At 47.9% G+C, this 25,857-nt stretch carries 21 protein-coding genes; 9 read left to right on the top strand and 12 right to left on the bottom strand.

What is annotated here, in order from left to right:
* Positions 1 to 800: Calx-beta domain-containing protein (locus LZU85_RS06325; RefSeq protein WP_272909841.1), on the bottom strand; the 800-nt coding region annotated here is incomplete at its 3' end.
* A 458-nt stretch (positions 801 to 1,258) separates the two neighbouring features.
* Here LZU85_RS06325 and LZU85_RS06320 point away from each other — a divergent pair.
* The 4 genes from LZU85_RS06320 (at position 1,259) to LZU85_RS06305 (ending at position 5,741) form a co-directional block, all read left to right on the top strand.
* Complete coding sequence (locus LZU85_RS06320; RefSeq protein ID WP_237286717.1) at positions 1,259 to 2,524, top strand: TolC family outer membrane protein; 1,266 nt, start codon at positions 1,259 to 1,261, stop codon at positions 2,522 to 2,524.
* 1 nt (position 2,525) lies between these two features.
* On the top strand, positions 2,526 to 3,152 hold the full coding sequence (locus tag LZU85_RS06315) for an OmpA family protein (protein WP_237286707.1): 627 nt from the start codon (positions 2,526 to 2,528) through the stop codon (positions 3,150 to 3,152).
* A 113-nt stretch (positions 3,153 to 3,265) separates the two neighbouring features.
* Complete coding sequence (locus LZU85_RS06310; protein ID WP_237286706.1) at positions 3,266 to 3,616, top strand: DUF2750 domain-containing protein; 351 nt, start codon at positions 3,266 to 3,268, stop codon at positions 3,614 to 3,616.
* A gap of 184 nt (positions 3,617 to 3,800) precedes the next feature.
* Positions 3,801 to 5,741, top strand: a complete 1,941-nt coding sequence (locus LZU85_RS06305) for a tetratricopeptide repeat-containing diguanylate cyclase (protein WP_237286705.1) — start codon at positions 3,801 to 3,803, stop codon at positions 5,739 to 5,741.
* Here LZU85_RS06305 and queC read toward each other — a convergent pair.
* Together queC and queE are read right to left on the bottom strand one after the other, a co-directional pair.
* Positions 5,728 to 6,423 (bottom strand): 7-cyano-7-deazaguanine synthase QueC, encoded by a 696-nt coding sequence (gene queC, locus LZU85_RS06300; protein ID WP_237286704.1) that lies wholly within the window; start codon positions 6,421 to 6,423, stop codon positions 5,728 to 5,730. The genes LZU85_RS06305 and queC overlap by 14 nt on opposite strands.
* A 12-nt stretch (positions 6,424 to 6,435) precedes the next feature.
* Positions 6,436 to 7,086 (bottom strand): 7-carboxy-7-deazaguanine synthase QueE, encoded by a 651-nt coding sequence (queE, locus tag LZU85_RS06295; RefSeq protein ID WP_237286703.1) that lies wholly within the window; start codon positions 7,084 to 7,086, stop codon positions 6,436 to 6,438.
* A 192-nt stretch (positions 7,087 to 7,278) separates the two neighbouring features.
* Between queE and LZU85_RS06290 the strand changes: the two genes are divergently transcribed.
* Together LZU85_RS06290 and LZU85_RS06285 are read left to right on the top strand one after the other, a co-directional pair.
* Entirely contained in the window at positions 7,279 to 8,088 is an 810-nt protein-coding gene (locus LZU85_RS06290; protein WP_237286702.1) for a Cof-type HAD-IIB family hydrolase, read from the top strand.
* A 155-nt stretch (positions 8,089 to 8,243) separates the two neighbouring features.
* Positions 8,244 to 9,881 (top strand): methyl-accepting chemotaxis protein, encoded by a 1,638-nt coding sequence (locus LZU85_RS06285; RefSeq protein WP_237286701.1) that lies wholly within the window; start codon positions 8,244 to 8,246, stop codon positions 9,879 to 9,881.
* A gap of 51 nt (positions 9,882 to 9,932) precedes the next feature.
* Here the strand turns inward: LZU85_RS06285 and LZU85_RS06280 are convergent, their stop codons facing one another.
* The 8 genes from LZU85_RS06280 to LZU85_RS06245 all read right to left on the bottom strand — a co-directional run bounded on the left by LZU85_RS06280 (position 9,933) and on the right by LZU85_RS06245 (position 20,913).
* Positions 9,933 to 11,366, bottom strand: a complete 1,434-nt coding sequence (locus tag LZU85_RS06280; RefSeq protein ID WP_237286700.1) for a bifunctional NUDIX hydrolase/phosphatase PAP2 family protein — start codon at positions 11,364 to 11,366, stop codon at positions 9,933 to 9,935.
* Between the two features lie 203 nt (positions 11,367 to 11,569).
* The gene (locus LZU85_RS06275; RefSeq protein ID WP_237286699.1) at positions 11,570 to 12,046 is read right to left on the bottom strand and encodes a GNAT family N-acetyltransferase; all 477 of its coding nucleotides are present in this window, start codon (positions 12,044 to 12,046) and stop codon (positions 11,570 to 11,572) included.
* A gap of 105 nt (positions 12,047 to 12,151) precedes the next feature.
* Positions 12,152 to 14,029 carry a propionyl-CoA synthetase gene (locus LZU85_RS06270; RefSeq protein ID WP_237286698.1) on the bottom strand — a complete coding sequence of 626 codons (1,878 nt, stop codon included), beginning with the start codon at positions 14,027 to 14,029 and terminating at the stop codon, positions 12,152 to 12,154.
* Between the two features lie 69 nt (positions 14,030 to 14,098).
* The gene (prpF, locus tag LZU85_RS06265) at positions 14,099 to 15,325 is read right to left on the bottom strand and encodes a 2-methylaconitate cis-trans isomerase PrpF (RefSeq protein WP_237286697.1); all 1,227 of its coding nucleotides are present in this window, start codon (positions 15,323 to 15,325) and stop codon (positions 14,099 to 14,101) included.
* 2 nt (positions 15,326 to 15,327) lie between these two features.
* Complete coding sequence (gene acnD, locus LZU85_RS06260; RefSeq protein ID WP_419795958.1) at positions 15,328 to 17,943, bottom strand: Fe/S-dependent 2-methylisocitrate dehydratase AcnD; 2,616 nt, start codon at positions 17,941 to 17,943, stop codon at positions 15,328 to 15,330.
* A 52-nt stretch (positions 17,944 to 17,995) separates the two neighbouring features.
* Positions 17,996 to 19,138 carry a bifunctional 2-methylcitrate synthase/citrate synthase gene (gene prpC / locus LZU85_RS06255; RefSeq protein WP_013571905.1) on the bottom strand — a complete coding sequence of 381 codons (1,143 nt, stop codon included), beginning with the start codon at positions 19,136 to 19,138 and terminating at the stop codon, positions 17,996 to 17,998.
* A gap of 170 nt (positions 19,139 to 19,308) precedes the next feature.
* Positions 19,309 to 20,205, bottom strand: a complete 897-nt coding sequence (gene prpB, locus LZU85_RS06250; protein ID WP_011080572.1) for a methylisocitrate lyase — start codon at positions 20,203 to 20,205, stop codon at positions 19,309 to 19,311.
* A 12-nt stretch (positions 20,206 to 20,217) separates the two neighbouring features.
* Positions 20,218 to 20,913 (bottom strand): GntR family transcriptional regulator, encoded by a 696-nt coding sequence (locus LZU85_RS06245; RefSeq protein ID WP_011080573.1) that lies wholly within the window; start codon positions 20,911 to 20,913, stop codon positions 20,218 to 20,220.
* A gap of 350 nt (positions 20,914 to 21,263) precedes the next feature.
* On the opposite strand from LZU85_RS06245, the gene LZU85_RS06240 reads away from it, so the two are divergent.
* The 3 genes from LZU85_RS06240 to LZU85_RS06230 all read left to right on the top strand — a co-directional run bounded on the left by LZU85_RS06240 (position 21,264) and on the right by LZU85_RS06230 (position 24,551).
* On the top strand, positions 21,264 to 22,235 hold the full coding sequence (locus LZU85_RS06240; protein WP_072603126.1) for a tripartite tricarboxylate transporter substrate binding protein: 972 nt from the start codon (positions 21,264 to 21,266) through the stop codon (positions 22,233 to 22,235).
* 237 nt (positions 22,236 to 22,472) lie between these two features.
* Positions 22,473 to 22,988 (top strand): tripartite tricarboxylate transporter TctB family protein, encoded by a 516-nt coding sequence (locus tag LZU85_RS06235; protein ID WP_237286695.1) that lies wholly within the window; start codon positions 22,473 to 22,475, stop codon positions 22,986 to 22,988.
* A gap of 21 nt (positions 22,989 to 23,009) precedes the next feature.
* Positions 23,010 to 24,551: a tripartite tricarboxylate transporter permease gene (locus tag LZU85_RS06230; protein WP_013571909.1), complete on the top strand. Its 1,542-nt coding sequence runs from the start codon at positions 23,010 to 23,012 to the stop codon at positions 24,549 to 24,551.
* Positions 24,552 to 24,588: 37 nt separating this feature from the next.
* Here LZU85_RS06230 and LZU85_RS06225 read toward each other — a convergent pair whose 3' ends face one another.
* Complete coding sequence (locus LZU85_RS06225) at positions 24,589 to 25,803, bottom strand: S1 family peptidase (protein ID WP_237286694.1); 1,215 nt, start codon at positions 25,801 to 25,803, stop codon at positions 24,589 to 24,591.
* Positions 25,804 to 25,857: the final 54 nt, after the last annotated feature.

The raw sequence follows: 25,857 nt of genomic DNA, 5'->3' as shown, positions 1-25,857 counted from the left end.
CCACTCAACGTGAAGGTTTCATCGCCTTCAAAAATATTGTCATCGGTGGTTTGAACCGAGATGCTGAATGTGGTGTCGCCAGCTGGGATTGCCACGTCAAAGGTGCCATCGCCATTGACGGCCACGGTTTGTGTGGTGCCATCTTGGTAGGTGATGGTCACTTCAGTACTGGTGAAATCCGTACCTGCGGTCGCGCTATCGCCCGCCAATGTTAAGGTCACGGTGGTCGCTGTGGTGCTCGCGTTGCTCAGGCTAACATCGAACGTAGCGTTGTCCCCTTCAGAGACGGTTGGACTGCTGATAGAGGATACCGCTGGGCGATCGTCTGGTGTCTCTACACCACCGGTATTGTTTTCTAAGTTACTAAAACGATTCTTATACTGATCCAGTAACGTTAAGCTTTGGGTTTCACTCAAACCCAAAGCTTGTAAACCTTGCGTGGAAAAGTCTGTGCTTGCCAACAGTTCTGCGCCTGTGCGAGATACAGAAACGCCAGCAACTAAGCTGGAACCACCCGCTTCACCGGCAGCTGCTGCGAACTCATCACCCAACTGCGTTGGGTCTTGACCTTGCTCTAACGCGGCAAAAATTTGCTGTATATCATCAGTTATGTTCTTTTCACCGTTTTCTGTTCCGATGCGAATCTGAGTAACATCGGTTTCTTCCAACGTTTCAATGACTAACTCTCCAGGCGCAATTTTTTGCCCTGGAGCCAAAATTTTTATTTGACCATCTAAACCCAGAACAACGATGCGTCCAGCAGTAAGTGATGCACCGGCAAGGAAGGCTGTGAAATCCATAAATAACCTCTGAGATAACTGTAGTACTTTCGTCAATTATTTGACCGTTAGACTAGTTCTATTTTCTTACCCAATACTATACCAAAGCTGCATAGATTCAGCATCTGCAAATCTTCATCAATTCACATTTACGTCACCTATTGGCGACTTTGATCACGCAGTCTCATTTTTGAAGCGAAATCACACTACCATTTGCATCATTAAAAAATGAAAACGACTATATAATTTGATTTCAATAAGTTAGAATTTGGGCAATGAAACGACTACAATGTCAAAAAACGCTAGCTTTTCTTATATTTTGAACATTCACACAGGTAATGTCAGTGTTAAAAAATTGACGTTTTCTTATAACAATCTCAAAATTAAGATGACTTATAACTTAGACTGATAACTTCGAACCGATTCGTAGGAGAAACACAGTGAAGTGGATACCGTTCAATGCATTCGCCTTAGGCGTAATGTTGGCACTTCCTGCTACAGGACAAACGCTGGAGCAAGCCATATCGATAACGCTCGCCACCAATCCTGAACTCAAAAGTGCTTTTAATGAGTTTGTGAGTAAGCGTTACGCTAATGAAGCATCATCAGGAGCATACTTACCCAGAATAGATCTCGACGCGGGTATAGGATACGAGTCGATTGACCCTGCCGTTGGTGAAGAGACCGATCTCACACGTAAAGAAGCCTCTTTGACATTTACCCAACTTATCTGGGATGGCTCATCAACTTTAAACGATATGGACCGTACTGCCGCTGAAGCAGAATCACTACGTTATCAACTACTTGCAGACGCTCAAGACAAAGCACTTGAGGTGACGAAAGTTTATCTCGATTCAGTCAAAGCCTATGAGATTTTGACCTTATCTGAGAGTAATCTTGCCACACATAAGCGCATATACAGCGACATTAAAAAACGAGTGAACTCCGGCATTGGTTCAACGGCAGACTTATCTCAAGTAGAGGCTCGTCTCGCTAAAGCACATGGCAACCTCGCCGCAGCCCAAAACAACTTGTTTGATTCTCATACTACGTTTACACGTTTGGTTGGGCAAACCCCTCAATCTTTGATATTTCCTCGTGCAGATCAAACACAGATTCCCTACACCGTCGATGAAGCGATTAGCAAGGCGTTTGAACAGCATCCCGTAATTAAGGTGTCTCAAGTCGATGTCGATTCTGCTCGCTATCAATATAAGCAAACAAAAGGGCGCAACTACCCTACGTTTTCTTTTGAAGCTGCGCAGACATGGCGTGAAGATGCAGGTGGCATTGAAGGAAGTAGCGATGAGTTAACCGCGATGTTAAGAATGCGGTATAACTTATATAACGGCGGTAGTGATTCGGCAAATTCAGAAAGTTCGGCACACCAGCTCAATAAAGCAAAAGATCTTCGTGAACGTACTTTTCGCAGTGTTGAGGAAGGGCTTCGCCTCGCATGGAGTGCTCTGGATTTAACACTGCAACAAAAAGAGTTTTTATCTGATCACGTAGATTCTGCTTCAGAAACAGTGATCGCGTATGAAAAGCAGTATCGTATTGGTAAGCGAACACTGCTCGACTTGCTTAACACCGAAAACGAACTATTTGAAGCTCGCAAAGGCTATTTGGACGCAAAATATGCCGAACAATACGCAAAGTTCCGTGTGATGAACGCGACTGGTCAACTACTTACTGCATTGCGTGTCGATATTCCACAGGAGTGGTTAGAGAAGGTGGAGTATTAATATGAAAAAGTTAATGTTACCTCTAACGATATTGATGCTCGTGTCTCAATCGACCTACGCGTCTGACAAATCAGATGAGTACGAATATATTCAGACTCCAAGAGCTAACCAAATCGCTGACCTTCAAGATCAAGATCGAGATGGTGTGATCAATGCGCGTGATTTGTGCCCAGACACACCAAGTACTGCTGAAATCGACAATGACGGCTGTGGTACTTATGTGAAGACCTCTCAGCAAATGCAAATTCGAGTTTTGTTTGCGAACGACTCAGATAAAATTAATCCTGTTTTCCGTAAGCAAATTAAGGAAATGTCAGAATTTTTAAAGCTCTATCCATCAACCTCGATTGAGCTCCAGGGTTATGCTAGTCGCACGGGTAACGCCGAGCACAACTTAGATTTGTCAAAGCGACGTGCAAACAATGTGCGTGAGATGTTAATAGGATACGGTGTTGCTCAAAGCCGCGTACGTATCGTCGGGTTTGGTGACAGTGCAGTCGCCAATGAAGGGACAGATGAAGTCAGTCATGCACTTAACCGCCGAGTGGTAGCCTCCGTTGTCGGATACAAAGGTGATGTAAAAGAAGAGTGGAATATTTTCACTCGCTTACCCAAGGCGAAGAAATAGATACTTTGAGGGGCCAGCTGGCCCCTTTTCTTTTGCCTCTATTTAATCTCACATTGGTAAATTTCCTATTAAATGGTACTCTTGGCGCCAGTTATTCTTAACGAGATTTTATCATGAGCAAATTGACTGCCGATATCCAAGCGAATTTAGACCTTTTCATTAAAGAAACTCAAAATACTAAGTTAGTTTGGGGATTACGCAACGAAGAAGGATGGCTAGCTTGTGACTCTACTGAGTTTGAAAACAGTGAAGTAATGCCTTTCTGGTCTGCAAAAGAAGATGCTCTCGCCCACAACGTTGAAGAATGGGCTGATTTTGAAGTACTGGAAATACCCCTTGATATTTTTGTCGAAGATTGGTTGATCACCTTAGATGAAGACGGTGTGCTGGTTGGTATTAACTGGAATGCTCAACTTGAAGGTAAAGAAATCGAACCGTCTGAACTGGCTAAGTTGTATTTGTAACCTTCAGCCCCTATCTCTCATAAAACAGACCAGCGCGCTGGTCTGTTTTTACTGTCTAACTCATTTATAAAAAATATAAATTCAACGCTGTCTCATCTCTGGCCTTCTTGATCATCGAACTGATCACATTACCACTAAAACGTCTAGTGTTAAGCTAGAACACCATCTCATTCTCACGATCACAATGCTAAAAATTTCGTCTCTTTTACTCATTGCATTGCTGTCGTTCTCGACAGATTCATATGCAGAAAACAGTAGCTTACATCAATGGTACGAGTTTTATCAGCAAAAACTCAAAACCGATCAAGAAGCTGCATTGCACCTATTGAATCAACGTTATTCTGCACTTTCACCGAGTGGTGAAAAACTCTATATAAGCGGGTTGCTGTTTGATTACTTATCCAAAAGAAACCAACCTTATTATGGTGGAAGCCAACGCAGCGATAGTTTATTTGCACAGCAAGAGAAACTTTATATCGATGCGCTTCTCAATAGAAAAAACAGTCAATATGATTTAGCGATCGATAAATTTACAACGCTACTGCGTGACAAAAACACGAATAATGACATTGAAAAAAAAGAGCTTTTTCTCTACCAACTTTGTTACACGCTCAACGAGCAAGGGGATCTCTATAAAGCAAAACATTATTGCTCTCAACTAGAACAGTTGATGGCAAAATCAAATGAAACACTACTGCCTACCTATTTAAGTTATCGAGTTATCGCCAACAATTATAGTTTCCGTGGTGAATCGCACTTAGCTATTGCTAACTACCAGAAAATGTTGAGAGTGTTACCCCTACATTCCGATCGTTCAGGAGCATACAATGATATTGGTGCTCAGCTCCGTGAATTAGGCCAGTATAAGGAAGCTGAAAAGTACCTTGTTGATGCTCTTGAAATTCGCTCAGATTCTGATTCGCTGATTGAGCGTGCACAAGTGTTACATAGCTTGGCACAACTGTATCGAGACTGGCAAAAGCCAACATTCGCTATCCGCTATTACCGACAAGCACTTGAGATATTGGAACAAGAACGATACGTTTTGGGTCTGGTCATGACTTACTTGGGGTTAGGTTCGGTCTATGTTGATCAAGGAACGTATCAAGAAGGTCAGCAACTGCTACAGAAAGCCCTTAATGAGGCTGAGAATAGCCAGAACTATAGATTGGCAGCAAAAGTCCATTACCGCTTTAGCGTTGCTCATCTTAAAGAAAACAACACTCAACTTGCACTTGAACATGCAAGATACTCGTACCAAACGGCTTTAGAAATGAACTGGTTCACGATGCAAGCCAAAGCATCACTTCAGCTATCTGAAATCTATAGCAGATTGGGAGAGTATGAGAAAGCGCACGACTTTCATAAACGCTATGCGCAGCTTGAGCTCGAACAGAGAGATCATGAAACCACCCGTGCGATAGAAGCACTCGATCTTGCTCAACAACATTTCGACTACCAATTGCAAATTGCACAGTTGCAAAATGATAACGACAAAAAACTGATTGAGATCCAGAATTATCAACAAACAAAGTCTCTCTATAGCCTTTTAGCAGCAGCGAGCATCATCATCGTATGCGTGTTCTTCATCAACAATCATCAAAAAAGAAAACAGGCACAAATCGATCCCATGACGGGAGCTCTCAGCAGAGGGGCCGCCATACGACTAATTCGTCAAACCCCATCATCTAAGACAACTCACTGTAACAACATCTTGATTTTGTTTGATTTGGACAACTTCAAAACCATCAATGACCAATATGGTCACCCAACTGGTGACCAACTTCTGATTCACATCAGTAAAACTCTGCTAGCAGAATTAAGCCACGGAGATTTGTTGGGAAGATTAGGAGGCGAAGAGTTTGTCGTTATGCTCAAGGAAGTAGAAGATATTGATGTTCAGTTTCGCGTAGAAAAATTACACAAACTAATTAATGAAAGTGCTGTGATCACACCTAATCATTCCTCTGTATCCATCACGGCCAGCCTATCTTATTTAGCCACATCTAGAGCGCTGTCTGATTTCGATGAACTTTACTCCATCTTAGATCAAGCACTTTACCAAGCTAAAAAATCTGGCCGTAACACTATTGTTGATGCGTACAATGAACCTATTGAACGCTAGACTGCTTGGCTCGCAGCGACGCCCTAACTGCGTCCTGTTGTTCCAAGTAATCATCAAGACCAACCTTACGTAAATGGCAAGAAGGGCAATCACCACAACCATCCCCAGTAATGCCGTTGTAACACGTTAAGGTTTTTTCTCTGACCAATTGCAAAGCGTTATTTTGATCCGCAAGCGCCCACGTCTCTGCTTTGTTGAGCCACATGAGTGGTGTTTGGATCACTAATGGCTTATCCATGCCCTTCACAAGAGCACTGTTCATCGCTTTGACAAAGTCATCACGACAATCTGGGTAGCCAGAAAAATCGGTTTCACACACCCCAGTAATGATCGTCTCTGCGCCAATTTGATAAGCGTAAATACCCGCCAGCGTGAGGAAAAGAATGTTACGACCGGGAACAAACGAGTTAGGTAAACCATTCTCCTGCAGTTCATGAGATACAGGAATATCGTCGCGAGTCAGTGAACTGATAGCCAACTCATTGAGCAGCGTCACATCCATCACTTTGTGCGCCGCTACACCCAGCTCTTTTGCCAGATTTTGCGCCACTTCGATTTCAAGACGGTGACGTTGGCCATAATCAAACGTGATGGCATGCACTTCATCAAATTCATTGAGTGCTTTGACTAAACAGGTCGTCGAATCCTGACCACCACTAAAAACCACAACGGCTTTGTTCATAAACAATCCCTCTTACGCGATACTCAGATACTTATGTGTTTGAATCGACAAACGCCAATTGCGCTTAATACAGGTGTCGATGCACAACTGAGTGGCTCTCTCTTTTTGACTAATAGGTTGTAGTGCGATCACCGTTGTTGCAGGCACTTGAGCGCGAAGCAGTAAAGCGTCTAACTGGTCGATGTCTTTCTGGGTACCGACAGGATGTTTGATCTCGTTGGCTCGTTGTAATGCACTGTCTAAGATCGGCAACTTACCTTTCATCGCGACTTTAGGCGATACCGTCACCCAAGTGTTTTCGCTTGCTTTGACTTCGTAAGTACCACTGGTCTCTATCTGACATTGGCAGCCAATGGCTTCAAATGTTTGTGTCAGCTCGATGAGATCGTACAAACAAGGTTCACCACCAGTAATGACGATGTGCTTGGCACTGTAGCCTTGACGTTGGTACTGCTCAACAATAGCTGCGGCATCCGCTTGACACCACGTCGGACTGTCCCCTGTTTTAACGATGATCTCAGCAAAGCTTTGTTCATCTTGCTCTGCTGCTTCCCACGTTTGCTTGGTATCACACCAAGAGCACCCTACAGGACAAATCTGCAAGCGCACAAAAACCGCTGGAACACCAGTAAACACACCTTCGCCCTGAATGGTTTCAAACATCTCGTTAACTTTGTACAACGTCACTACAACCCTAAAAATTTTTCGCAAGGCGCAGACCTTAAATGAGACTCGCCCCGAGGTCAAATGAATCTCTTCTCAACGAAAAAATTCATTGTTAATTTGACTCATTTTATAGTTTCATACGCCTCATTATTCTTTTCTCTTTTTCATTTTCATTAAGTGTAGGTAAGCATGTACAAGTTGATTGCGCTGGATATGGACGGCACATTACTCAATAGTGACAAACAGATCTCTGAACCCAATAAAGAAGCGATTCGCCAAGCTCGCGCTGCAGGCGTGACCGTGGTACTTGCTTCAGGCCGCCCGTTAGAGGGGATGCAAAGCAAACTGGAAGAATTACAGATCGACTCAGACAAAGACTTTGTTCTTTTTTACAACGGTTCGATGGTTAAGAACGTGGCAACGGGTGAGATCATCCATGAGCAGATCATCGATGGCAAAGCGGCGAAAAAAATCGCTCGTTTGGCTGATAAACTGGGGGTATTTGTACACGCGTTCAGCAAAGAATTTGGCCTGATTACTCCGCAAAACAATCCTTACACCGATATTGAAGCCAACATCAATGGTCTCAATATTACCGAAATGAGTTTTGATGCCTTAGCGGATGACCACCCAATCATCAAAACCATGATTGTGGCTGAGCCCTCAGAGCTCACCAAAGCCATCGCCGCCCTACCCGCCACATTGCATGATGAGTTCACCATTGTTCAAAGCGCACCATTCTTCCTAGAGTTTTTAAACCCAGCCAGTAATAAAGGAATTGGCGTGGCTGCGATTGCGGAATATCTGGGTATTCGCGCGGAAGAAGTGATTTGTATGGGAGATGCAGAAAACGATCACCATATGTTGAAGTACGCAGGTCTTGGCATTGCCATGGCTAACGCGATGGAAGAGACCAAGCAAATCGCAGATTACATCACTGACAGCAATAATGACCACGGCGTCGCAACCGCCATTAAGAAGTTTGTTCTGCAAGCCTGATGACGATTAGAGAGGGATTCTCTTCCCTCTCTAACACTTTCAAACTGGGAGCGGGTTAATACTTTATCCTCTTTAGCTCTGTTTTACAGTACATATAGCCATTACTGGTGGTAGCATTGGTGCAATTAATTTAATAGCAACAGTGTGAGCAGAAAATGTTTGTCAATTTATCCGTAAAACAAAAAATTATTTTCCCTGTTTTTCTCATTATTTCTCTATTCGCCGTCAGCTCTGTGCTGAACATTTTGGCCTCCCAAAAACAAACTGAATTAACCATCACACTACGTGATCAAGTCATACCTACTCTGTTCAAGATAGAAGATGCTTATCGTGATATGTATCAAGCAACATCTGCGATTCAGGGGCTTGTTCTCTCTGATACCAAACAAGAAATTGAACGTGAAAAGTTTGAGTATAGCGATAATGCGCACAAAGCTATTCCTCGTATGAAAGCGGCGCAAAAGTTAATTGATTCAGGGTTGTTGCCTTCCAACGCGCAACGTGAGCTCGACGTGTTAGTCACACTGGCCAATAGCTGGTTGAAGGATTACGAAACACTACTCAGCCTACCTGAGGATCAGTGGTTTGCGTATTACGATGAAAACAAGGGCACATTCGATAAGAAGTTTTCAGCGACTCGTAAACAACTCAATGTTGTGAAAGAGCTGGTTGAAGCATCGCAGCAAGAGTTACAAAAGCAAGTTAATGATGCCGCTGCGCAAGCCGAACGCACTTTGGAACTCGGTACTCTGCTTGTCATTATGCTTGCCACCGTTATGTGCTGGTTCTTAATCAAAGCCATCGTGACGCCAATTGAACATATTCGTACCGCCATGGATGAAATCGCTTCTGGCGATGGCGATTTGCGTCAGCGCATCAAGGTGGAAAGCCAAGACGAAATCGGCCAGCTTGCGGGCGCGTTTAACCTGTTTGTCAGCAAAATCCAAGCAACCATTGAGCAGGTGGTGAACACGACCAATAATGTCCGTAGTGAAATGAACCAGCTAACGGAAATCACTCGTTCTGTTGCAGATTCCACCTATCGCCAACAGCAAGAAAGTGAAGTGGTGGCCGCTGCCGTGCATGAAATGCAAGCAACCAGTCAAAGCGTGAGTGATAACGCTACGGATGCAGCAACTGAAAGCCACAATGCGGATCACGAAGTTCAAACGACAAGCCAAATTGTTGATAGCACTGTCGCCGCGATCCGTCGCTTGGCGGATGACGTCGATGACGCAAGTCAAGTCATCAATACATTGGACCAAGATGTCAGCAACATCGCGTCTATTTTGGACGTGATTCGTGGCATCGCAGAACAAACCAACCTTCTGGCGCTGAACGCAGCCATCGAAGCGGCGCGTGCTGGTGAGCAAGGCCGTGGATTTGCCGTCGTCGCAGATGAAGTACGTTCACTCGCAAGCCGCACTCAGCAAAGTACGGGGGAAATCCAAACCATGATTGAACGCTTACAAGGCGGCGCTCGCCAAGCGGTATCGGTAATGGAATCAAGCAAACGCAGCAGTGATTCCACGATTGAGTCAGCGCAAACTGCAACTCATTCTCTGCAAGAGATTTTGCGCGCGATCGCCAATATGAGTGAGATGAACACACAAATCGCCACCGCAGCGAATCAACAAAGCAGCGTAAGTGAAGAAGTCAACGCCAACGTTCAACGCATCGCAGACAACAGCAGCGCGATTGTGAGTGTGGTTCAAAATGCCGAGACCGCTATCCAACGTCTATCACAGCAATGTGGCCAATTGGATCGTCTGGTTTCTCAATTTAAGTGCTAAAACGCATTAAGCGCTAAAAACAATAACGCCTCGCATTGCGAGGCGTTTTCTTTAGGCTTTCTTTTCGCTGAACTGTTTTATCAGTAAGGCCATAGACAGCGCCAACATCGGATAACGAAGGGTTTCAACGATAAATGAGTAAAGGCCACTGTAAGAAACAGCGCCTTGCAGCAAGGTGACAATCAAGTTCAACGTAAGCAGTGCGACGACCACCATCAGTGCGTGCGATTGAGATAGCACAACTTGGGTCGTTTTGAAAAACATCACCAAAACGGAAACCACAATCAGTGTTGCCAACCATGCGGAAAAGACCGGCAAAGGCCACATCGCTGTCAATAATGCCGCAGCCACAGCAAGCGCAATCCAGACACTTTTCGACGCAAGCAACTGCGCAACATTCAAATTTGGCTTACCTTCCAATCGGATGATATGCCATGCGACTAACCCACCAACAATGCCACCGACCAACATATCTGCAATAAAAGCGGCTCCCGTATAGAACTTGCCGATCATTATTAAAGAAATCACCAGTGAAACGATTCGCAAAGCGCGCCCATTTCGTAATAATCCAGAGCGCCTTAAAAGCAATGCTGAACAGCAAGCCCAAACTGCAATTGGTAAGCTTGGAAAGCCGTAACCATAACTTTGCGTCATTTCAAGCATTGGCCAATAAACATGAGGCCTTGGCATCGAGAAGCCTTGCTGTGCGACCAAAACCAACAACGATGTCGTCGAAAGTGCAAAAAATAACTGAAAGGTGAAATCACGCCCCATGCGCCACATGACCAGCGGCAAGATCACAAGCAATAATTCAGGTGATGTTAAGTAAAGCGCTAACTGTCCCAGTAACAGTGCTGCAAGGGTAATGAATGGAGATGAAGCGACCCATGCTTGCAACTGCATTAGCCAACCCAATTCAACTTGATGATAAGCCGGTGCAGCATTGACGAGATCATTCACGTAGGTCACTGGCTGCTCACTGGCTTTATCGAACATCCCTTTCACCATCTCCCACTGTTCAGGATAACGATATTGGCTAGCAGGCAAGGTGTTTGGCGCAATCAACATCGCCGAGGAAACTTCCACGCCGTAGTGAGGAGCAAACCAAACTGGCAGCTCATTACCATCCAATGCATTGTTAAAATTAAATGCAACAATAGAAGAATCCGAAACACAATCGTAGAAAACCGCTTGTTCACTAAAGCCAAGTGCTTGACCAACCGTGACAACCAACCCCGTCTCTTCCCATGTTTCTCTTTGCGCCGTTATTGCTGGGTCTTCCCCTTCGATGATAGTACCACCAGGCAGGGAGATTTGATGTGTGAGTATTTCGTTGACCAACACCAGTTTGTTGTCTGCTCGTACCAAACAAAGCGCGCCTTTGATCCCTTCAGGAAAAGCAGTCGAACTATTGGCGACAGAAAAAGAAGAATAGAACAGTGAAAAAATGAAGCTTAATACGATTAGAAATGATCGCTTATGCACGGGTGACAACCTTTACTTTTGTTATTTGTTGCTCGAACTCAGTGACAACTAGCAATATGCTTCACCGCCTCCGTGCTCGATGAGTTGGAGGCAATAATGGCAGGAAAATAGATTTTTTTCGACTGAAATTAAGTAAATGTTTGCGATAGCCACTATTTGTTCGCCTTATTGTCCACAGGGCGACTTAAAGCCACTTCCAAAATCTAACGTAACGATTTTCTCAACCAGTGGATATGCGGCTGAAAGCCATTCTTCCCGTACAAGGCAATCGCAGTTTGGTTGAAATCCCACACTTCAACAAACACTTGTTCAACACCATAATCACGGAAAGTTTGTTCGATTTTGGCTAATAGCGCCTCAGCAATCCCTTGTTGGCGAAACGGCTTACTAACGTATAACTCATCGACACTGCCCATAGGTAAAGGGCGGCTCACTGTCGAAATCAGCTCGCAAAAATGCCCTGACACAAACCCCACCACTTCCTCATCTACTTTAGCGACAAACACCAAACATTCAGGGTCATCGAGATAGCGAGCAATGCTTTTCTCTTGCTCGATCTCTTCTGCGCTTTTAAAAAACTCAGGGCACTGTAGATGATGCTCATCATGCAAATCGAACATCAAATCATTAAGGGCTTCAAGGTCTGAAGGACGTGCAGAAGAGAGAATAAACGCGGTCATAGAGAGCAACTTACGAGAAATAATGACCTAAGTGTGTGGTGCGACAGTGCATAAAGCAAGTGAATTTGCCAATCCATCACTATTGATGATGGATTGGCGATAGCGTTAGCGACTCAGTACTTTTTCGATTTCATTAAGACTGGTCGGATCGTCAATGGTGGATGGCACAGCGTATTGTTCACCATCGGCAATTTGACGGATGGTACGGCGCAAGATCTTACCTGAGCGCGTCTTAGGTAAACGCTCCACCACCAAGGCTTGTCTAAAGCAGGCAACGGCGCCTATTTCATTGCGCACTTTGCCGACGAGTTCTTGCTCCAGCTCGGTTGGGTCGATTTTCACCCCATCTTTAAGCACCACAAACCCCAGTGGCAACTGCCCTTTGAGCTCATCGTGCACGCCGACAACCGCACATTCCGCAACGGCAGGATGCGCGCCAACAATCTCTTCCATTTCTCCGGTAGAGAGACGATGCCCAGCCACGTTAATCACATCATCAATGCGACCCATGATAAAGAGATAACCCTCTTCATCCAGATAACCGCCATCACCCGACACATAGTAACCTGGGAACTGGCTCAGATAACCCGATTCAAATCGATCATGATTGCGCCACACGGTTGGCAAGCAGCTTGGCGGCAAAGGTCTTTTCAATGCGACAAAACCTTGCTGCATCGGCCCAGCTCTTAACCCCATTTCATCGAGAATGTCCACTTGATAACCCGGAATAGGCATGGTGGCCGAACCCGCTTTGACGGGCATTAACTCAATACCCACCATGTTGCCTGCAATCGCCCAGCCGGTTTCCGTTTGCCACCAGTGGTCAATCACGGGCTTGGCCGTTTGGCTTTGAACCCATTCCAAGGTTGGCGGATCAAGCCTTTCTCCCGCCATAAAAATCGTATCAAGCTTGGAAAGATCATAGTTCTTTAGATGCTCGCCTTGTGGATCTTCTTTTTTAATCGCTCGGAACGCCGTTGGCGCAGAGAAAAGAACATTCACTCCATACTCTTCGCATACGCGCCAAAAGGCGCCAGGATCCGGCGTGCGCACTGGCTTCCCTTCAAACAAGATCGTGGTGCAACCATGAATTAAAGGGGCATAGACGATATAAGAGTGCCCGACAACCCAACCCACGTCAGAGGCGGCCCAAAACACGCCATCCTGCGGCATATTGTAAATGGCATTCATTGAATACTTCATGGCCACGGCATGGCCACCGTTGTCACGCACCACCCCTTTCGGTTTGCCCGTCGTGCCTGAGGTGTAGAGGATATACAGAGGGTCCGTTGCCAATACCGGAACACAAGCATGTGGTAGCGCGTTTTCAACCGCTTGATGCCAATCAAGATCGCGTTCGCTGTTGAGCTGGGCATCACACTGAGGACGTTGCAGTACCACCACTTTTTCCGGTTTCCAGCGGCTATCCATGATCGCTTTATCCACCAAAGGCTTATAGGCGATGACTTTGTTGATTTCGATACCACATGACGCTGTCAGCACCACTTTGGGCTCGGCATCTTCAATGCGCACCGCCAGCTCATTTGGGGCAAAGCCACCAAACACCACGGAGTGAATCGCCCCTAATCGTGCACAGGCAAGCATCGCCATCGCCGCTTCTGGGATCATCGGCATGTAAATCACCACGCGATCGCCTTTCGTCACGCCTTGGTCAGCCAACATGCCAGCGATACGAGCCACGCGATCTCGCATTTCGAAATAGCTGTAAACCTGCTTAGTTTCGGTCACAGGTGAATCATAGATCAACGCCGCTTTATCACCTCGGCCTTGTTCACAGTGGTAATCGAGTGCCAACCATGAAGTATTGAGCAGTCCATCGGGGTACCAACGCTCAATGCCATTGGGATCATTGGCAAGAATGGTTTTAGGGAATTCAAACCAATCGATATTCTTTGCTTGGGCTTGCCAAAAGCTTTCCGGTTGCTGCTTCGCCCATTGATATTCTTTCTGATAAGCAGACATAGTGCTTCCTCCAGTATGTCTTAACGGTCCTTTTCACCTTGCTCTTTGAACAAGTCATCAAACACAGTTTTATTCAAAGAGATCGGAGGGAACACGCACAAAGCCCTCCATCAGTATGCGAGCACTGCGGCTCATAATGGCTTTTTCTACCACCCAGCCTTGTTCAGTGGCTTTTGCTTGAGCGCCGACTTTGAGCGTCCCAGACGGATGGCCAAAGGTGACGGCTTGTTTCTCGCCACCACCGGCAGCCAAGTTCACTAAAGTGCCCGGCACGCAAGCGGCTGCGCCAATCGCGACCGCTGCGGTCCCCATCATGGCGTGATGCAGCTTGCCCATTGAAAGGGCGCGAACCAGCAGATCAACCTCTCCTGCCTCCACCACTTTGCCACTTGAGGCTTGGTAACTTTTTGGCTTAGCGACAAACGCCACTTTTGGGGTATGCTGGCGACTTTCCGCTTCGTCAATCGAACTAATCAAACCCATTTTCAGCGCGCCATAAGCGCGAATGGTTTCAAACTTGGCTAACGCTTGCTCATCGTTATTGATCTGCTCTTGCAGTTCCGTGCCCGAATACCCCAACGCCTCAGCATCAAGGAAAATGGTGGGAATGCCCGCATTAATGAGCGTGGCGTTAAAGGTACCAACACCCTGAACGACAAGGTCATCCATCAAATTGCCTGTGGGAAACATGCTCCCTTCACCATCGGCAGGGTCAACGAAATCCACTTGGATCTCTGCAGCAGGAAATGTCACGCCATCAAGAGAAAACTCACCCGTTTCCTGCACCAAACCATGTTGAATGGGCACGTGCACTTCAATGGTTTTGCCGATATTGGCTTGCCACACTTTCACCGTCACCACGCCGTTTTGAGGGATGCGTTGTTCATCAATCAAGCCAGCATGGATGGCAAATGGGCCAACCGCAGCAGACAAGTTGCCACAGTTACCGCTCCAATCGACAAACGGTTTGTCGATAGAGACTTGACCAAACAGGTAATCGACATCGTGATCGGCGCGGCTACTTTTGCTCACAATCACCGTTTTGCTGGTGCTGGATGTCGCCCCGCCCATGCCGTCAATCTGTTTGCCGTAAGGATCTGGGCTGCCGATCACGCGCAGCAGCAGTTGGTCACGTTTTTCCCCGGCAACTTGTGCCTCTGGCGGTAAATCCGCAAGGTTGAAAAACACCCCCTTGCTGGTGCCGCCTCGCATATACGTGGCAGGCACTTTCATTTGGCTCATCCGCGTATCGCGCCGTGCAGAGCTACGCGTAGAGGATTGTGTAGAAGGTTTCATCGTTACGCTCCTTGCTCGGAGAGAAAATCTTGCGCGAATCGCTGTAACACGCCGCCAGCTTGATAGACATGCACTTCATCTTCGGTATCAAGACGACACGTCACCGCGACATCGATTTTTTCCCCATTGGTACGAGTGATAACCAGTGCGAGGTCGGCTCCGGGTTTGATTTCCCCCATCACGTCATAGAGCTCGGTGCCATCCAATTGCAGGCTGTTACGATTCACACCTGCTTTAAATTGCAGCGGCAATACGCCCATACCGACGAGGTTAGTACGGTGAATGCGCTCAAAGCCTTCCGCAACAATGGCTTCTACCCCAGCAAGTCGAACCCCTTTTGCCGCCCAATCGCGAGAGGAGCCTTGTCCGTAATCCGCCCCTGCGACAATGATCAATGGCTGCTTGCGCTGCATGTAGGTTTCAATCGCTTCCCACATGCGAGTGACTTTCCCCTCAGGCTCCACTCGAGCGAGCGATCCTTGCACCACTTGGCCCTTTTCTTTCACCATTTCATTAAACAGTTTCGGGTTAGCGAACGTTGCACGCTGCGCGGTTAAGTGATCACCACGATGGGTCGCGTAGGAGTTAAAGTCCTCCTCTGGCACGCCCATTTTTGCCAAGTATTCGCCCGCCGCAGAGCTGGCCAAAATCGCATTCGATGGCGAAAGGTGATCGGTAGTGATGTTGTCCCCCAAAATGGCCAAAGGCCGCATGCCTGAAAGCGTACGCTCACCAGCGAGTGCGCCCTCCCAATAAGGTGGCCGGCGAATATAAGTGCTCATCGGACGCCAATCGTAAAGCGGCGATTCACTACGTTCACTTTCATCCAGTTTGAACATTTGAATGTAGACTTGGCGGAACTGTTCAGGCTTCACTGAGCTACCCACGACCGCGTCGATCTCTTCGTCGCTTGGCCAAATATCGCGCAGATAAATCGCTTTGCCGCTGCTATCCATCCCCAGCACATCACGCTCAATATCAAAACGCATCGTGCCAGCAATTGCATACGCCACCACCAAAGGCGGAGAGGCGAGAAACGCTTGTTTGGCATAGGGGTGAATACGGCCGTCAAAGTTGCGGTTACCCGACAACACCGCGGTCGCGTAGAGATCGCGGTCGATGATCTCTTGCTGAATCTTAGGGTCAAGCGTGCCACTCATGCCATTACAGGTGGTACAAGCATACGCGACGATGCCAAATCCGAGCTTTTCGAGCTCGGGCAATAACCCCGCTTCTTCAAGATAAAGCTTGGCCACTTTTGAGCCGGGTGCAAAGGAGGATTTCACCCAAGGTTTACGGATGAGACCCAACTGGTTGGCTTTCTTCGCCAACAACCCTGCCGCGACAACATTGCGAGGGTTACTGGTGTTGGTGCACGAGGTAATGGCGGCAATGATCACTGCGCCATCTGGCAGTTGACCTTCTTTTTCTTGGTACTGCCCGGCAATGCCACGGCTGGCCAATTCAGAGGTGGGCAAACGGCGATGAGGGTTAGACGGCCCAGCAAGATTGCGCGTGACCTGAGACAAGTCAAACTCCAGCACACGCTCATAATCGACCTGATGCAAATCGTCGGCCCATAATCCGGTGTGTTTGGCGTAGTTTTCCACCAAAGCCACTTGCTCTGGCTCGCGCCCTGTTAAGCGTAGGTAGTTGATTGTCTGCTCGTCGATGTAGAACATGCCCGCGGTGGCGCCATATTCCGGCGTCATGTTAGAAATGGTCGCGCGATCGCCAATCGTCAGTGCTTTCGCCCCTTCGCCAAAGAATTCAAGATAAGCGGAAACCACCCGTTCTTGACGCAGAAATTCAGTAATGGCTAACACAATATCGGTGGCGGTAATGCCCGGTTGACGCTGACCTACCAGCTTCACGCCAACGATGTCGGGCAAACGCATCATTGACGGGCGGCCGAGCATCACGGTTTCCGCTTCTAAGCCACCGACGCCAATGGCAATCACGCCAAGGGCATCGACATGTGGCGTATGGCTGTCGGTACCAACACAGGTATCAGGAAAGGCGATGCCCTCTTTTACCTGCACCACTGGCGACATTTTTTCCAAATTGATTTGGTGCATGATGCCGTTACCCGCCGGAATCACACTGACGTTTTCAAACGCGGTTTTACACCACTCGATGAAGTGGAATCGGTCTTCGTTACGACGCTCCTCGATGGCGCGATTTTTCTCAAACGCCTCTGAGTCAAAACCGCCATATTCCACCGCCAACGAGTGATCGACAATCAGTTGGGTTTCCACCACAGGATTGACGTTCGCTGGATTACCACCTTGCTCGGCGATCGCGTCACGCAGACCGGCAAGGTCGACTAATGCGGTTTGGCCCAAAATATCGTGGCAAACCACGCGTGCTGGATACCAAGGAAAATCAAGATCGCGACGTCGTTCAATCAACTGTTTCAGGCTGTCGGTGAGCGTGCTAGGTTCACAGCGGCGCACCAGTTGTTCTGCCAATACGCGCGAAGTGTATGGCAAACGCGCGTACGCGCCTGGAGATATCGCCTCGACCGCTTCACGCGCATCAAAGTAATCCAGCGAACTGCCCGGTAGAGGTTTGCGATATAAGGTATTGTTTTTATTGCTCATGGACTTGCTTCCCATGCAAAAGGGCGGAAACCTCCCCTCGCGACGAGGAGAGGTCAATCTCTAGGCGCTAGCGCTGTTCAATCGGCACCCAATCTTGGTGATCTGGGCCAATATAGTCAGCACTTGGACGAATAATTCGGTTATTGGCGCGCTGTTCAAACACATGCGCCGTCCAGCCTGTTAAGCGACTCATGACGAAAATCGGCGTAAACAGCTTGGTGGGAATGTCCATGAAGTGATAGGCCGAGGCATGGAAGAAATCGGCGTTACAAAACAGATCTTTCTCGCGTTTCATCACCGCTTCCACACGTTCTGAGACGGCGTAAAGATGGGTATCGCCCACCGCTTCTGACAAGGCTTTTGACCAACGTTTGATCAGAGCATTACGTGGGTCGCTTTCGCGATAAATCGCATGACCAAAGCCCATGATTTTCTCTTTGTTGGCCAACATGCGCAGGATGTTGCTTTCCGCCTCTTCTGGTGTTTGCCAGTTTTCGATCATCTCCATCGCTGCCTCGTTAGCACCACCATGCAAAGGGCCACGCAAAGTGCCAATCGCCGCAGTCACACAAGAATGAATATCAGACAGCGTTGAGGCACAGACTCGAGCGGCAAAGGTAGAGGCATTAAACTCGTGCTCTGCATACAAAATCAGCGAACAATGCATCACCTGTTTATGCAGTTCACTGGGCTCTTTGCCCGTGAGCATTTTGAGGAAGTAACCACCGATGCAATCTTGCGATTGGTCTTGCGTATCGATGCGCACGCCATCGTGGCTAAAGCGATACCAGTAACAAATGATCGCAGGGAACAGCGCCAACATGCGCTCTGTCGCGTCAAGCTGCTGCGAAAAATCGGTTTCTTGTTCTAAGTTCCCCAGCACAGAGCAGCCTGTACGCATCACATCCATCGGATGCGCAGACGCCGGGATCAGCTCCAACGCTTGCTTCAACTCTGCCGGTAAGCCACGCAGGCCGATCAGGCGAGTTTTGTAAGCATCCAACTCTTGCTGCGTTGGCAAGTGACCGCGTAACAGCAAGTGCGCCACTTCTTCAAATTGTGCATGGTTGGCTAAGTCAGTGATGTCATAACCACGATAGGTTAACCCTGTCCCCGTTTTACCGACAGTACATAAAGCGGTGCTTCCAGCGCTTTGACCACGTAGGCCCGCGCCACCTAACTCACCTTTCTTCGTTAAAGAACTAGGCATTTTGAACTCCTTTTCTGTCTGACTTTGCTTTCTAGCGGAGCGTTTATCATCAGACGGTTTCACGTTATTGGATTAAGTTAATTCCGACGGTATTCTTCTTGAACTTCCGTTTTTTGTTTTTCTTATCTTGGGCTTCCCTACTTTGCTCTCATCTAAAAAGCGCGTTGGGATTATTTTCCTTCTGAAAACAGCTGATCGAGCTTGTCTTCGTACGCGTGATAGTTGAGATAGTCATAGAGCTCTTTACGCGTCTGCATTGAGTCGATTAACGCCTCTTGATTGCCCACTTCCAATAAGTGGCGATAGACCATTTCCGCCGCTTTGTTCATCGCACGGAAAGCACTCAACGGATACAGCACCATATCCACGTTGGATTTGGCCAATTCTTCACAGCCATACAAAGGCGTTTGACCAAATTCGGTGATGTTAGCCAATATCGGCACGTGCTTGCCCGTAGCTTGCGCCAAAGCAGCAGAAAATTGCTGATACTGCTCAAGTTTGTTCATTGCTTCGGGGAAAATCATGTCTGCACCCGCTTCTACACAGGCAATCGCACGCTCAATTGCGCTATCAATCCCTTCCACCGCCAGCGCATCGGTACGCGCCATAATCACAAAGTTGTCATCGACTCGTGCATCCACCGCCGCTTTAACGCGATCGACCATTTCTTGCTGAGAAACAATCGCTTTATTTGGACGGTGACCACAACGTTTTTGCGCCACTTGATCTTCCATGTGAACCGCGGCTGCGCCGGCTTTTTCCATCGCTTTGATGGTGCGCGCAATGTTAAATGCGCCGCCAAAACCGGTATCAATGTCCACCAGCAGAGGCAAATCACAGGCGTTGGTGATGCGCTCTACGTCCACCAGCACGTCGTTAAGTGTGGTGATGCCTAAGTCCGGCAAGCCGTAAGACGCATTAGCGATACCGCCACCAGAAAGGTAAATGGCTTGATGGCCGAGGCGTTTGGCCATCATGGCGCAATAAGGGTTGATGGTGCCGACGATTTGCAGCGGATCGTTTTGTTGTACGGCGAGTCTGAACTTCGCCCCCGGAGTTAAGCTCATAACACGTTTCCTCTAATCCTTTAGGATCTGTTGTTCGATTAATTTTCGGCTGCCGGAGATGTGTCTTCTCATCAACATTTCCGACAACTCTTCATCTCGATTGCGAATCGCTTGCAGAATGAATTTGTGTTCTTCCAACGCTTCTTTGGGTCGTGATTGGGCACGCGGTGATTGATAGCGATACATGCGCAGTAAGTGATACAGCTCGTCACACAGCAGCGCGATCAATTCGCGGTTGCGACTGGCTTTGATGATGCGGTAGTGAAAGTCGAAATCACCGTGTTGATGGAAGTAAGAGGAACCTTCTACTTCATCAATGTGTTTCGAATGTGTCGACAATAGCAGTTCAAGGCTCAACAGCTCTTCTTGGCTGATGTAGCGAGCGGCAAGCCTTGCGGCCATGCCTTCTAGTGCTTCACGCACCGCATACAGCTCCACCAATTTTTCAGGTGAAAGAGTAATCACACGCGCCCCAACATGAGGAACACGTTCGATCAAGCCAAGCCCTTCTAGTCGCATCATCGCCTCACGCAGTGGGCCTCGGCTCACATGATAATGCTTGGCTAACTCGGGTTCCGAGATTTTGCTTCCCGGTGCGATTTGTCCATTCACAATCGCTTCAACCAAGGATTCGGTCAGCGATTCGGATTTGGTGTTTTCCTTGTCGCTGCCCGCAAGTTTGCCAATGGCTTTGGTGTCTACATTCATATTCAAATACGTTTCCTGACTGCAATCTGTCAACAATGTCTGTCTCTGAATATAAAATAGTCGATCAAATTGTCGACAATCAAGTAAATTGTCGACAATTTAGACTAAGGTATACCTTCCGTGTATCCCCTTTTCCCCATCTCTATCGTCGTTTCGTGAACTTTATGAACAAAATCGACTTTATGACCGTTATTTTTTTTAACTGCCTATTAGAGACAATTCGTTAACACCTTTTTAACCTTTCATCATTCCTAACTCGCCACTGCGAGTGAGGAACCACTGATAACAAGAACCACAGATAACAATAAGTTCGCTTCATCACCGAAGCGCCGACATAAGGAACGTGAAACATGTTTAAGGCACTCAAACCTACACTGGCCGCATCGATCATCGCCGCCTCTTTTTCTTTTAACGCTTTCGCGGCAGAGATCGAAAAAATCCACTTTCTCATCCCTGGGGGTGCCGGTGGTGGCTGGGACATGACCGCCCGTGGTACGGGTGATGTTCTACAAAAAACCAACTTGGTGGAGAATGTCTCTTACCAAAACCTATCTGGTGGTGGCGGTGGTAAAGCCATTGCACACCTGATCGAGACGGCAAAACGTCAAGAAGACACGTTGATGATCAACTCAACACCGATCGTTGTGCGTTCACTAAGCGGTGTTTTCCCACAATCCTTCCGCGATTTAACACCAGTCGCAGCTACCGTGGCTGATTACGGTGCCATCGTGGTTGCAGGAGACTCGAAATACAACAGTTGGGAAGAGGTCACCAAAGACTTCGCTGAGAACCCACTTAAAGTGAAAATCGCTGGTGGATCTGCGCGTGGTTCTATGGATCACCTCGTTGCCGCTGCCGCATTTAAAGGACAAGGCTTTGACGCCAAACAAGTTCGCTACATCGCTTATGATGCAGGCGGTAAAGCCATGGCTGCGCTGCTTTCTGGCGAAACTCAGTTGCTTTCTACTGGCCTAGGTGAAGTGCTTGAGATGTCGAAAGCGGGTCAAGTAAAAGTATTGGCAATCACGGCACCAAAACGTCTCGAAGCAGCGCCAAACATTCCTACCCTAACCGAATACGGCAACCCAACCGTCTTTGCTAACTGGCGTGGTTTCTTTGCCGCACCGGGGGCGAGCCAAGAGAAGATCAACGAATGGAACGCGGCTCTAACCAAGATGTACAACACCGATGAGTGGAAAGTGGTTCGTGACCGTAATGGTTGGATCGACAACTACAAAGCCGATAAAGAGTTCTACGCCTTCCTAGAAGAGCAAGAAAAGCAGATGGGTGACCTGATGCGTGAGCTCGGCTTCCTCAAGTAATGTCTCAATGACTTTGTTGGGGTGGTCATCGTAGAAACGAAACTGCCCCACACCGATTTCGCCGTTGTTGAAGTACTGCCATGAGCAGTAACACTACTCCTTTGTTGATTGAAAGTCCTGCTTGCTACTGTGTCCCTGTTATCACGAGTAGCACGCCTTGTTGATGACCCTCTTTTCATTGACGCTTCAATAACGGCTTTTTTCTCTTTTTCTTTGCCTCAATGATTGGAGTTGGATATGTCGGATTTACCAACCAGTTCGTTTAAAAGCAATAAGCTGCTCTCAACAGAGTTTCTCCTTAGTCGCGACCGTGTCGGCGCGCTGATTTTCCTTTTACTCAGTTTGGGTTATGGCTATCAAACCTATCAAATTCCTATGTTTCCCGGCGATGAGTACGAACCGTTCAACGCGCGTACTTTGCCCTTTATTCTCACCGGCATCGGCATTGTGTTGTCTCTATTGCTGCTCGTCACTGGGCAACCCGATAACAAAAGTGGTGCTGTAACTAAGTTTGACTGGAAGCTGTTGATCGCTTTTTTGGTGCTGATGGCACTGTATGGCCTCGGCTTGACCTATCTTGGCTTCGTCTTAGCCACCGGATTTTTCCTGTTGGCGGGGTTCTACCTACTTGGCGAACGACGCAAAAGCGTCTTGTTTGGTGCTTCTTTCCCATTCGTATTGGCGTTCTATCTACTGCTCACCAAGGGGTTGGATGTTTACCTCGAACCGGGCCTGATTTTTACCCTTTGGTAATTGGCATAAGGAACTGATTTTATGTTAGACGGAATTTTACAAGGTCTATCGACCGCAGTGATGCCAATGAACCTGATGATGGTGATCATTGGTTGTTTTGTCGGTACCTTTATCGGCATGTTACCGGGTTTAGGCCCAATCTCGGCCATTGCGCTGATGATCCCAATCACCTACGGCCTAGAGCCCTCTTCGGGCATGATTTTGATGGCGGGTGTTTACTATGGCGCAATTTTTGGCGGCTCAACCTCTTCTATTTTGATCAACGCTCCGGGCTGTTCTTCAACCGTAGTCACCGCGTTTGATGGCTACCCAATGGCGCAAAAAGGCCAAGCGGGTAAAGCGCTCGCTTTGGCCGCTTACGCCTCGTTTACTGGTGGTACGCTATCGGCCATCATGCTGTTAGTGGCGGCACCTGCACTGGCCACCGTGTCACTCAGTTTCCAATCCTCAGACTATTTCGCGCTGATGCTGGTTGGGCTTTCTGCGGTAGCGGCTTTTGCGGGTAAAGGGCAAGTGATCAAAGCATGGATGATGACCATTCTTGGCTTGATGCTCTCAACCGTCGGTATTGATAAAGGCGTTGGTGTCGAACGATTTACGTTCGGCCTGACTGATTTAATGGATGGTTTCAGCTTCTTGCTATTGGCGATGGCGACCTTCGCTTTGGGCGAAACATTGATGGGCATTCTCAAGCCTGATCAGGACAACAGCGCCGAAGAGCAAGAGCGCATGAGCAACATTGGCTCGATGAAAGTGACTCGTGAAGAGATCAAAGAAGCGGCTCCCGTCTCCATTCGTTCTTCTATTCTGGGCTTTTTTACCGGTGTTCTACCGGGCGCGGGGGCCACAATCGCGGCTTTCCTCAGCTACGGCATGGAGCGTAATCTGGCGCCGAAAGAGAAACGCGAAGAGTTTGGTAAAGGCAGCATCCGTGGCCTTGTCGCGCCTGAGTCGGCCAACAACGCAGCCTCAAGCGGTTCATTTGTGCCACTGCTAACGCTCGGTATTCCGGGCTCAGGCACCACGGCCATCATGCTTGGCGCGTTGATCGCTTATGGTATTCAACCGGGTCCTCGTTTGTTTGTTGACCATCCGGATGTGTTTTGGTCGGTGATCATCTCCATGTACGTCGGCAACATCGTACTGCTGATCCTGAACTTACCGCTGATCCCGTACATCTCGCGCCTGCTGGCAGTACCAAGAACCGTACTGCTACCGATGATCTTGTTCTTCTCCATCACTGGCGTTTATTTGGTGTCATTTAACACCATGGATGTGTTTGTGATGCTGCTGGTGGCGATGGGAGCGATTGCGCTTCGTCTTGCCAACTTCCCACTCGCCCCTCTGCTGCTTGGCTTTATTTTGGGTGGCTTGATGGAAGAAAACTTACGCCGCGCGCTGATGATTTCGGATGGACAGATCAGCTTCTTGTGGGAACGTCCGTTGACACTGGCCTTCACCGTGATTGCGATTTTGATGGTTAGCAGCCCGCTATTAGGTGCGATCTACCAGAAAATCAAGCCCAACACGGCAAAGTCGAACGTGCCCCAAGCAACCAAATAACAATAACCATCTCCATATTGCACTACGCTTTACCGCCTCAACCGAGGCGGTTTTTTCTTCCTGAGTAAAGAAAAAGCAAGCTCAACAGACTCAACCAGCCCAAAGAGCCACTGCTTTCACTGTCCGCACAGCCCAAAGCGACCTCTCCACCACCGACACTGGCGGATGTATTGCTGTTGCATTGCCCACTTGGCTGAGTGCCCTCGCTCGGTGTTTCTGTGGTCGCACTGGTCATAAACATTGGTTTGGTAATCTGCTGTGTGGGTGGATTCGCTGCATCGGTGTAAGAACGAATCCAATCGAGATAAGTCACCACATTGGTATACCAAGTGGGGTAAGTGACAGAGCTACAAACGGTATTGATCAAAGGTGATGCACTGATAATACCCACTTGAAATTGATTTCCAACACCATCAGTCCACACTAGCGGACCACCGGAATCCCCCAAACAAGCACCGTGACCGTAAGTTTCGTTTTTTATATGAATTAGCTTCTTTGGCAAGGTACACAGTTTGGTCACATCGGCGGAAGAGGCGATATAGAGCGGCAGCGTGTTGGTTTGCTCCAACATATCGAAACATTCTGCAATTGGAACCATGGCGATATCGGCCTGCTTCAGTAGGATCTCCTCAGGAATGGGTGGTGGCGTGTCAACATTCGGCGAATTGGGAACGTCCTCCCCCCAGCCCAAGACCCGCGCATTTTCCTCTCGTGTGGCATCGTCCCAGATCGCCACATCCGTCAAAAATTCTTGATAACTGGTGGTGTTAATTAAGGTAACGGGTGTGGCTGGTAAGTCCCGTTTCACTCTAATAAGCGCTAGGTCATTCTGATAAGCCGTACTGACCAGCTCCTCTCCTTGCTCGGTTTGCTTGGTAGTTCTTAAAGGCATGTAATCGGGATGGATCACCACATGGGAGACATCGTAAATGTGTTCCACTTGTGATTGAAACAGATCGAGAATACCCGCTCTGACCGACACTTCTTTTAACGCCACAATGTCATAGTTGGTAAATGATTCCGGGTTCCCCGTTGACGTTTCTTGGGTCGAACTCGATTTAATCAAACAGTGCGCAGCGGTTAAGATCCACCGAGAGTTAACGATGGTGCCGCCACATCTGGACTGCTCTGCAAATGAGCTGGCGTCCACACTTACCACAAAGCTCTCCGCCGAACTTGAACCACCCACAATGGCTTGTGCCATCATTGGCATACATAGCGCTATCACGCCAACTGACCCTATTATTTTCATCGCATCGCTTCCATATGCACCCTAACCCATAAAAGAATAAGACAATGTGAGCGA

Origin of the sequence: Vibrio floridensis (assembly GCF_021852965.1) — a bacterium.
Classification (GTDB): Bacteria; Pseudomonadota; Gammaproteobacteria; order Enterobacterales; family Vibrionaceae; genus Vibrio; species Vibrio floridensis.
This window is presented reverse-complemented; position numbering and strand designations above follow the sequence as displayed.

Bases quoted from the DNA above. Each gene is read 5' to 3' on its own strand.
- LZU85_RS06320 (WP_237286717.1), top strand. From the start codon at position 1,259: ATGTTGGCACTTCCTGCTACAGGACAAACGCTGGAGCAAGCCATATCG.
- LZU85_RS06315 (WP_237286707.1), top strand. From the start codon at position 2,526: ATGAAAAAGTTAATGTTACCTCTAACGATATTGATGCTCGTGTCTCAA.
- LZU85_RS06310 (WP_237286706.1), top strand. From the start codon at position 3,266: ATGAGCAAATTGACTGCCGATATCCAAGCGAATTTAGACCTTTTCATT.
- LZU85_RS06305 (WP_237286705.1), top strand. From the start codon at position 3,801: ATGCTAAAAATTTCGTCTCTTTTACTCATTGCATTGCTGTCGTTCTCG.
- queC (WP_237286704.1), bottom strand. From the start codon at position 6,423: ATGAACAAAGCCGTTGTGGTTTTTAGTGGTGGTCAGGATTCGACGACC.
- queE (WP_237286703.1), bottom strand. From the start codon at position 7,086: ATGTTTGAAACCATTCAGGGCGAAGGTGTGTTTACTGGTGTTCCAGCG.
- LZU85_RS06290 (WP_237286702.1), top strand. From the start codon at position 7,279: ATGTACAAGTTGATTGCGCTGGATATGGACGGCACATTACTCAATAGT.
- LZU85_RS06285 (WP_237286701.1), top strand. From the start codon at position 8,244: ATGTTTGTCAATTTATCCGTAAAACAAAAAATTATTTTCCCTGTTTTT.
- LZU85_RS06275 (WP_237286699.1), bottom strand. From the start codon at position 12,046: ATGACCGCGTTTATTCTCTCTTCTGCACGTCCTTCAGACCTTGAAGCC.
- LZU85_RS06270 (WP_237286698.1), bottom strand. From the start codon at position 14,029: ATGTCTGCTTATCAGAAAGAATATCAATGGGCGAAGCAGCAACCGGAA.
- prpF (WP_237286697.1), bottom strand. From the start codon at position 15,325: ATGAAACCTTCTACACAATCCTCTACGCGTAGCTCTGCACGGCGCGAT.
- acnD (WP_419795958.1), bottom strand. From the start codon at position 17,943: ATGGGAAGCAAGTCCATGAGCAATAAAAACAATACCTTATATCGCAAA.
- prpC (WP_013571905.1), bottom strand. From the start codon at position 19,138: ATGCCTAGTTCTTTAACGAAGAAAGGTGAGTTAGGTGGCGCGGGCCTA.
- prpB (WP_011080572.1), bottom strand. From the start codon at position 20,205: ATGAGCTTAACTCCGGGGGCGAAGTTCAGACTCGCCGTACAACAAAAC.
- LZU85_RS06245 (WP_011080573.1), bottom strand. From the start codon at position 20,913: ATGAATGTAGACACCAAAGCCATTGGCAAACTTGCGGGCAGCGACAAG.
- LZU85_RS06240 (WP_072603126.1), top strand. From the start codon at position 21,264: ATGTTTAAGGCACTCAAACCTACACTGGCCGCATCGATCATCGCCGCC.
- LZU85_RS06235 (WP_237286695.1), top strand. From the start codon at position 22,473: ATGTCGGATTTACCAACCAGTTCGTTTAAAAGCAATAAGCTGCTCTCA.
- LZU85_RS06230 (WP_013571909.1), top strand. From the start codon at position 23,010: ATGTTAGACGGAATTTTACAAGGTCTATCGACCGCAGTGATGCCAATG.
- LZU85_RS06225 (WP_237286694.1), bottom strand. From the start codon at position 25,803: ATGAAAATAATAGGGTCAGTTGGCGTGATAGCGCTATGTATGCCAATG.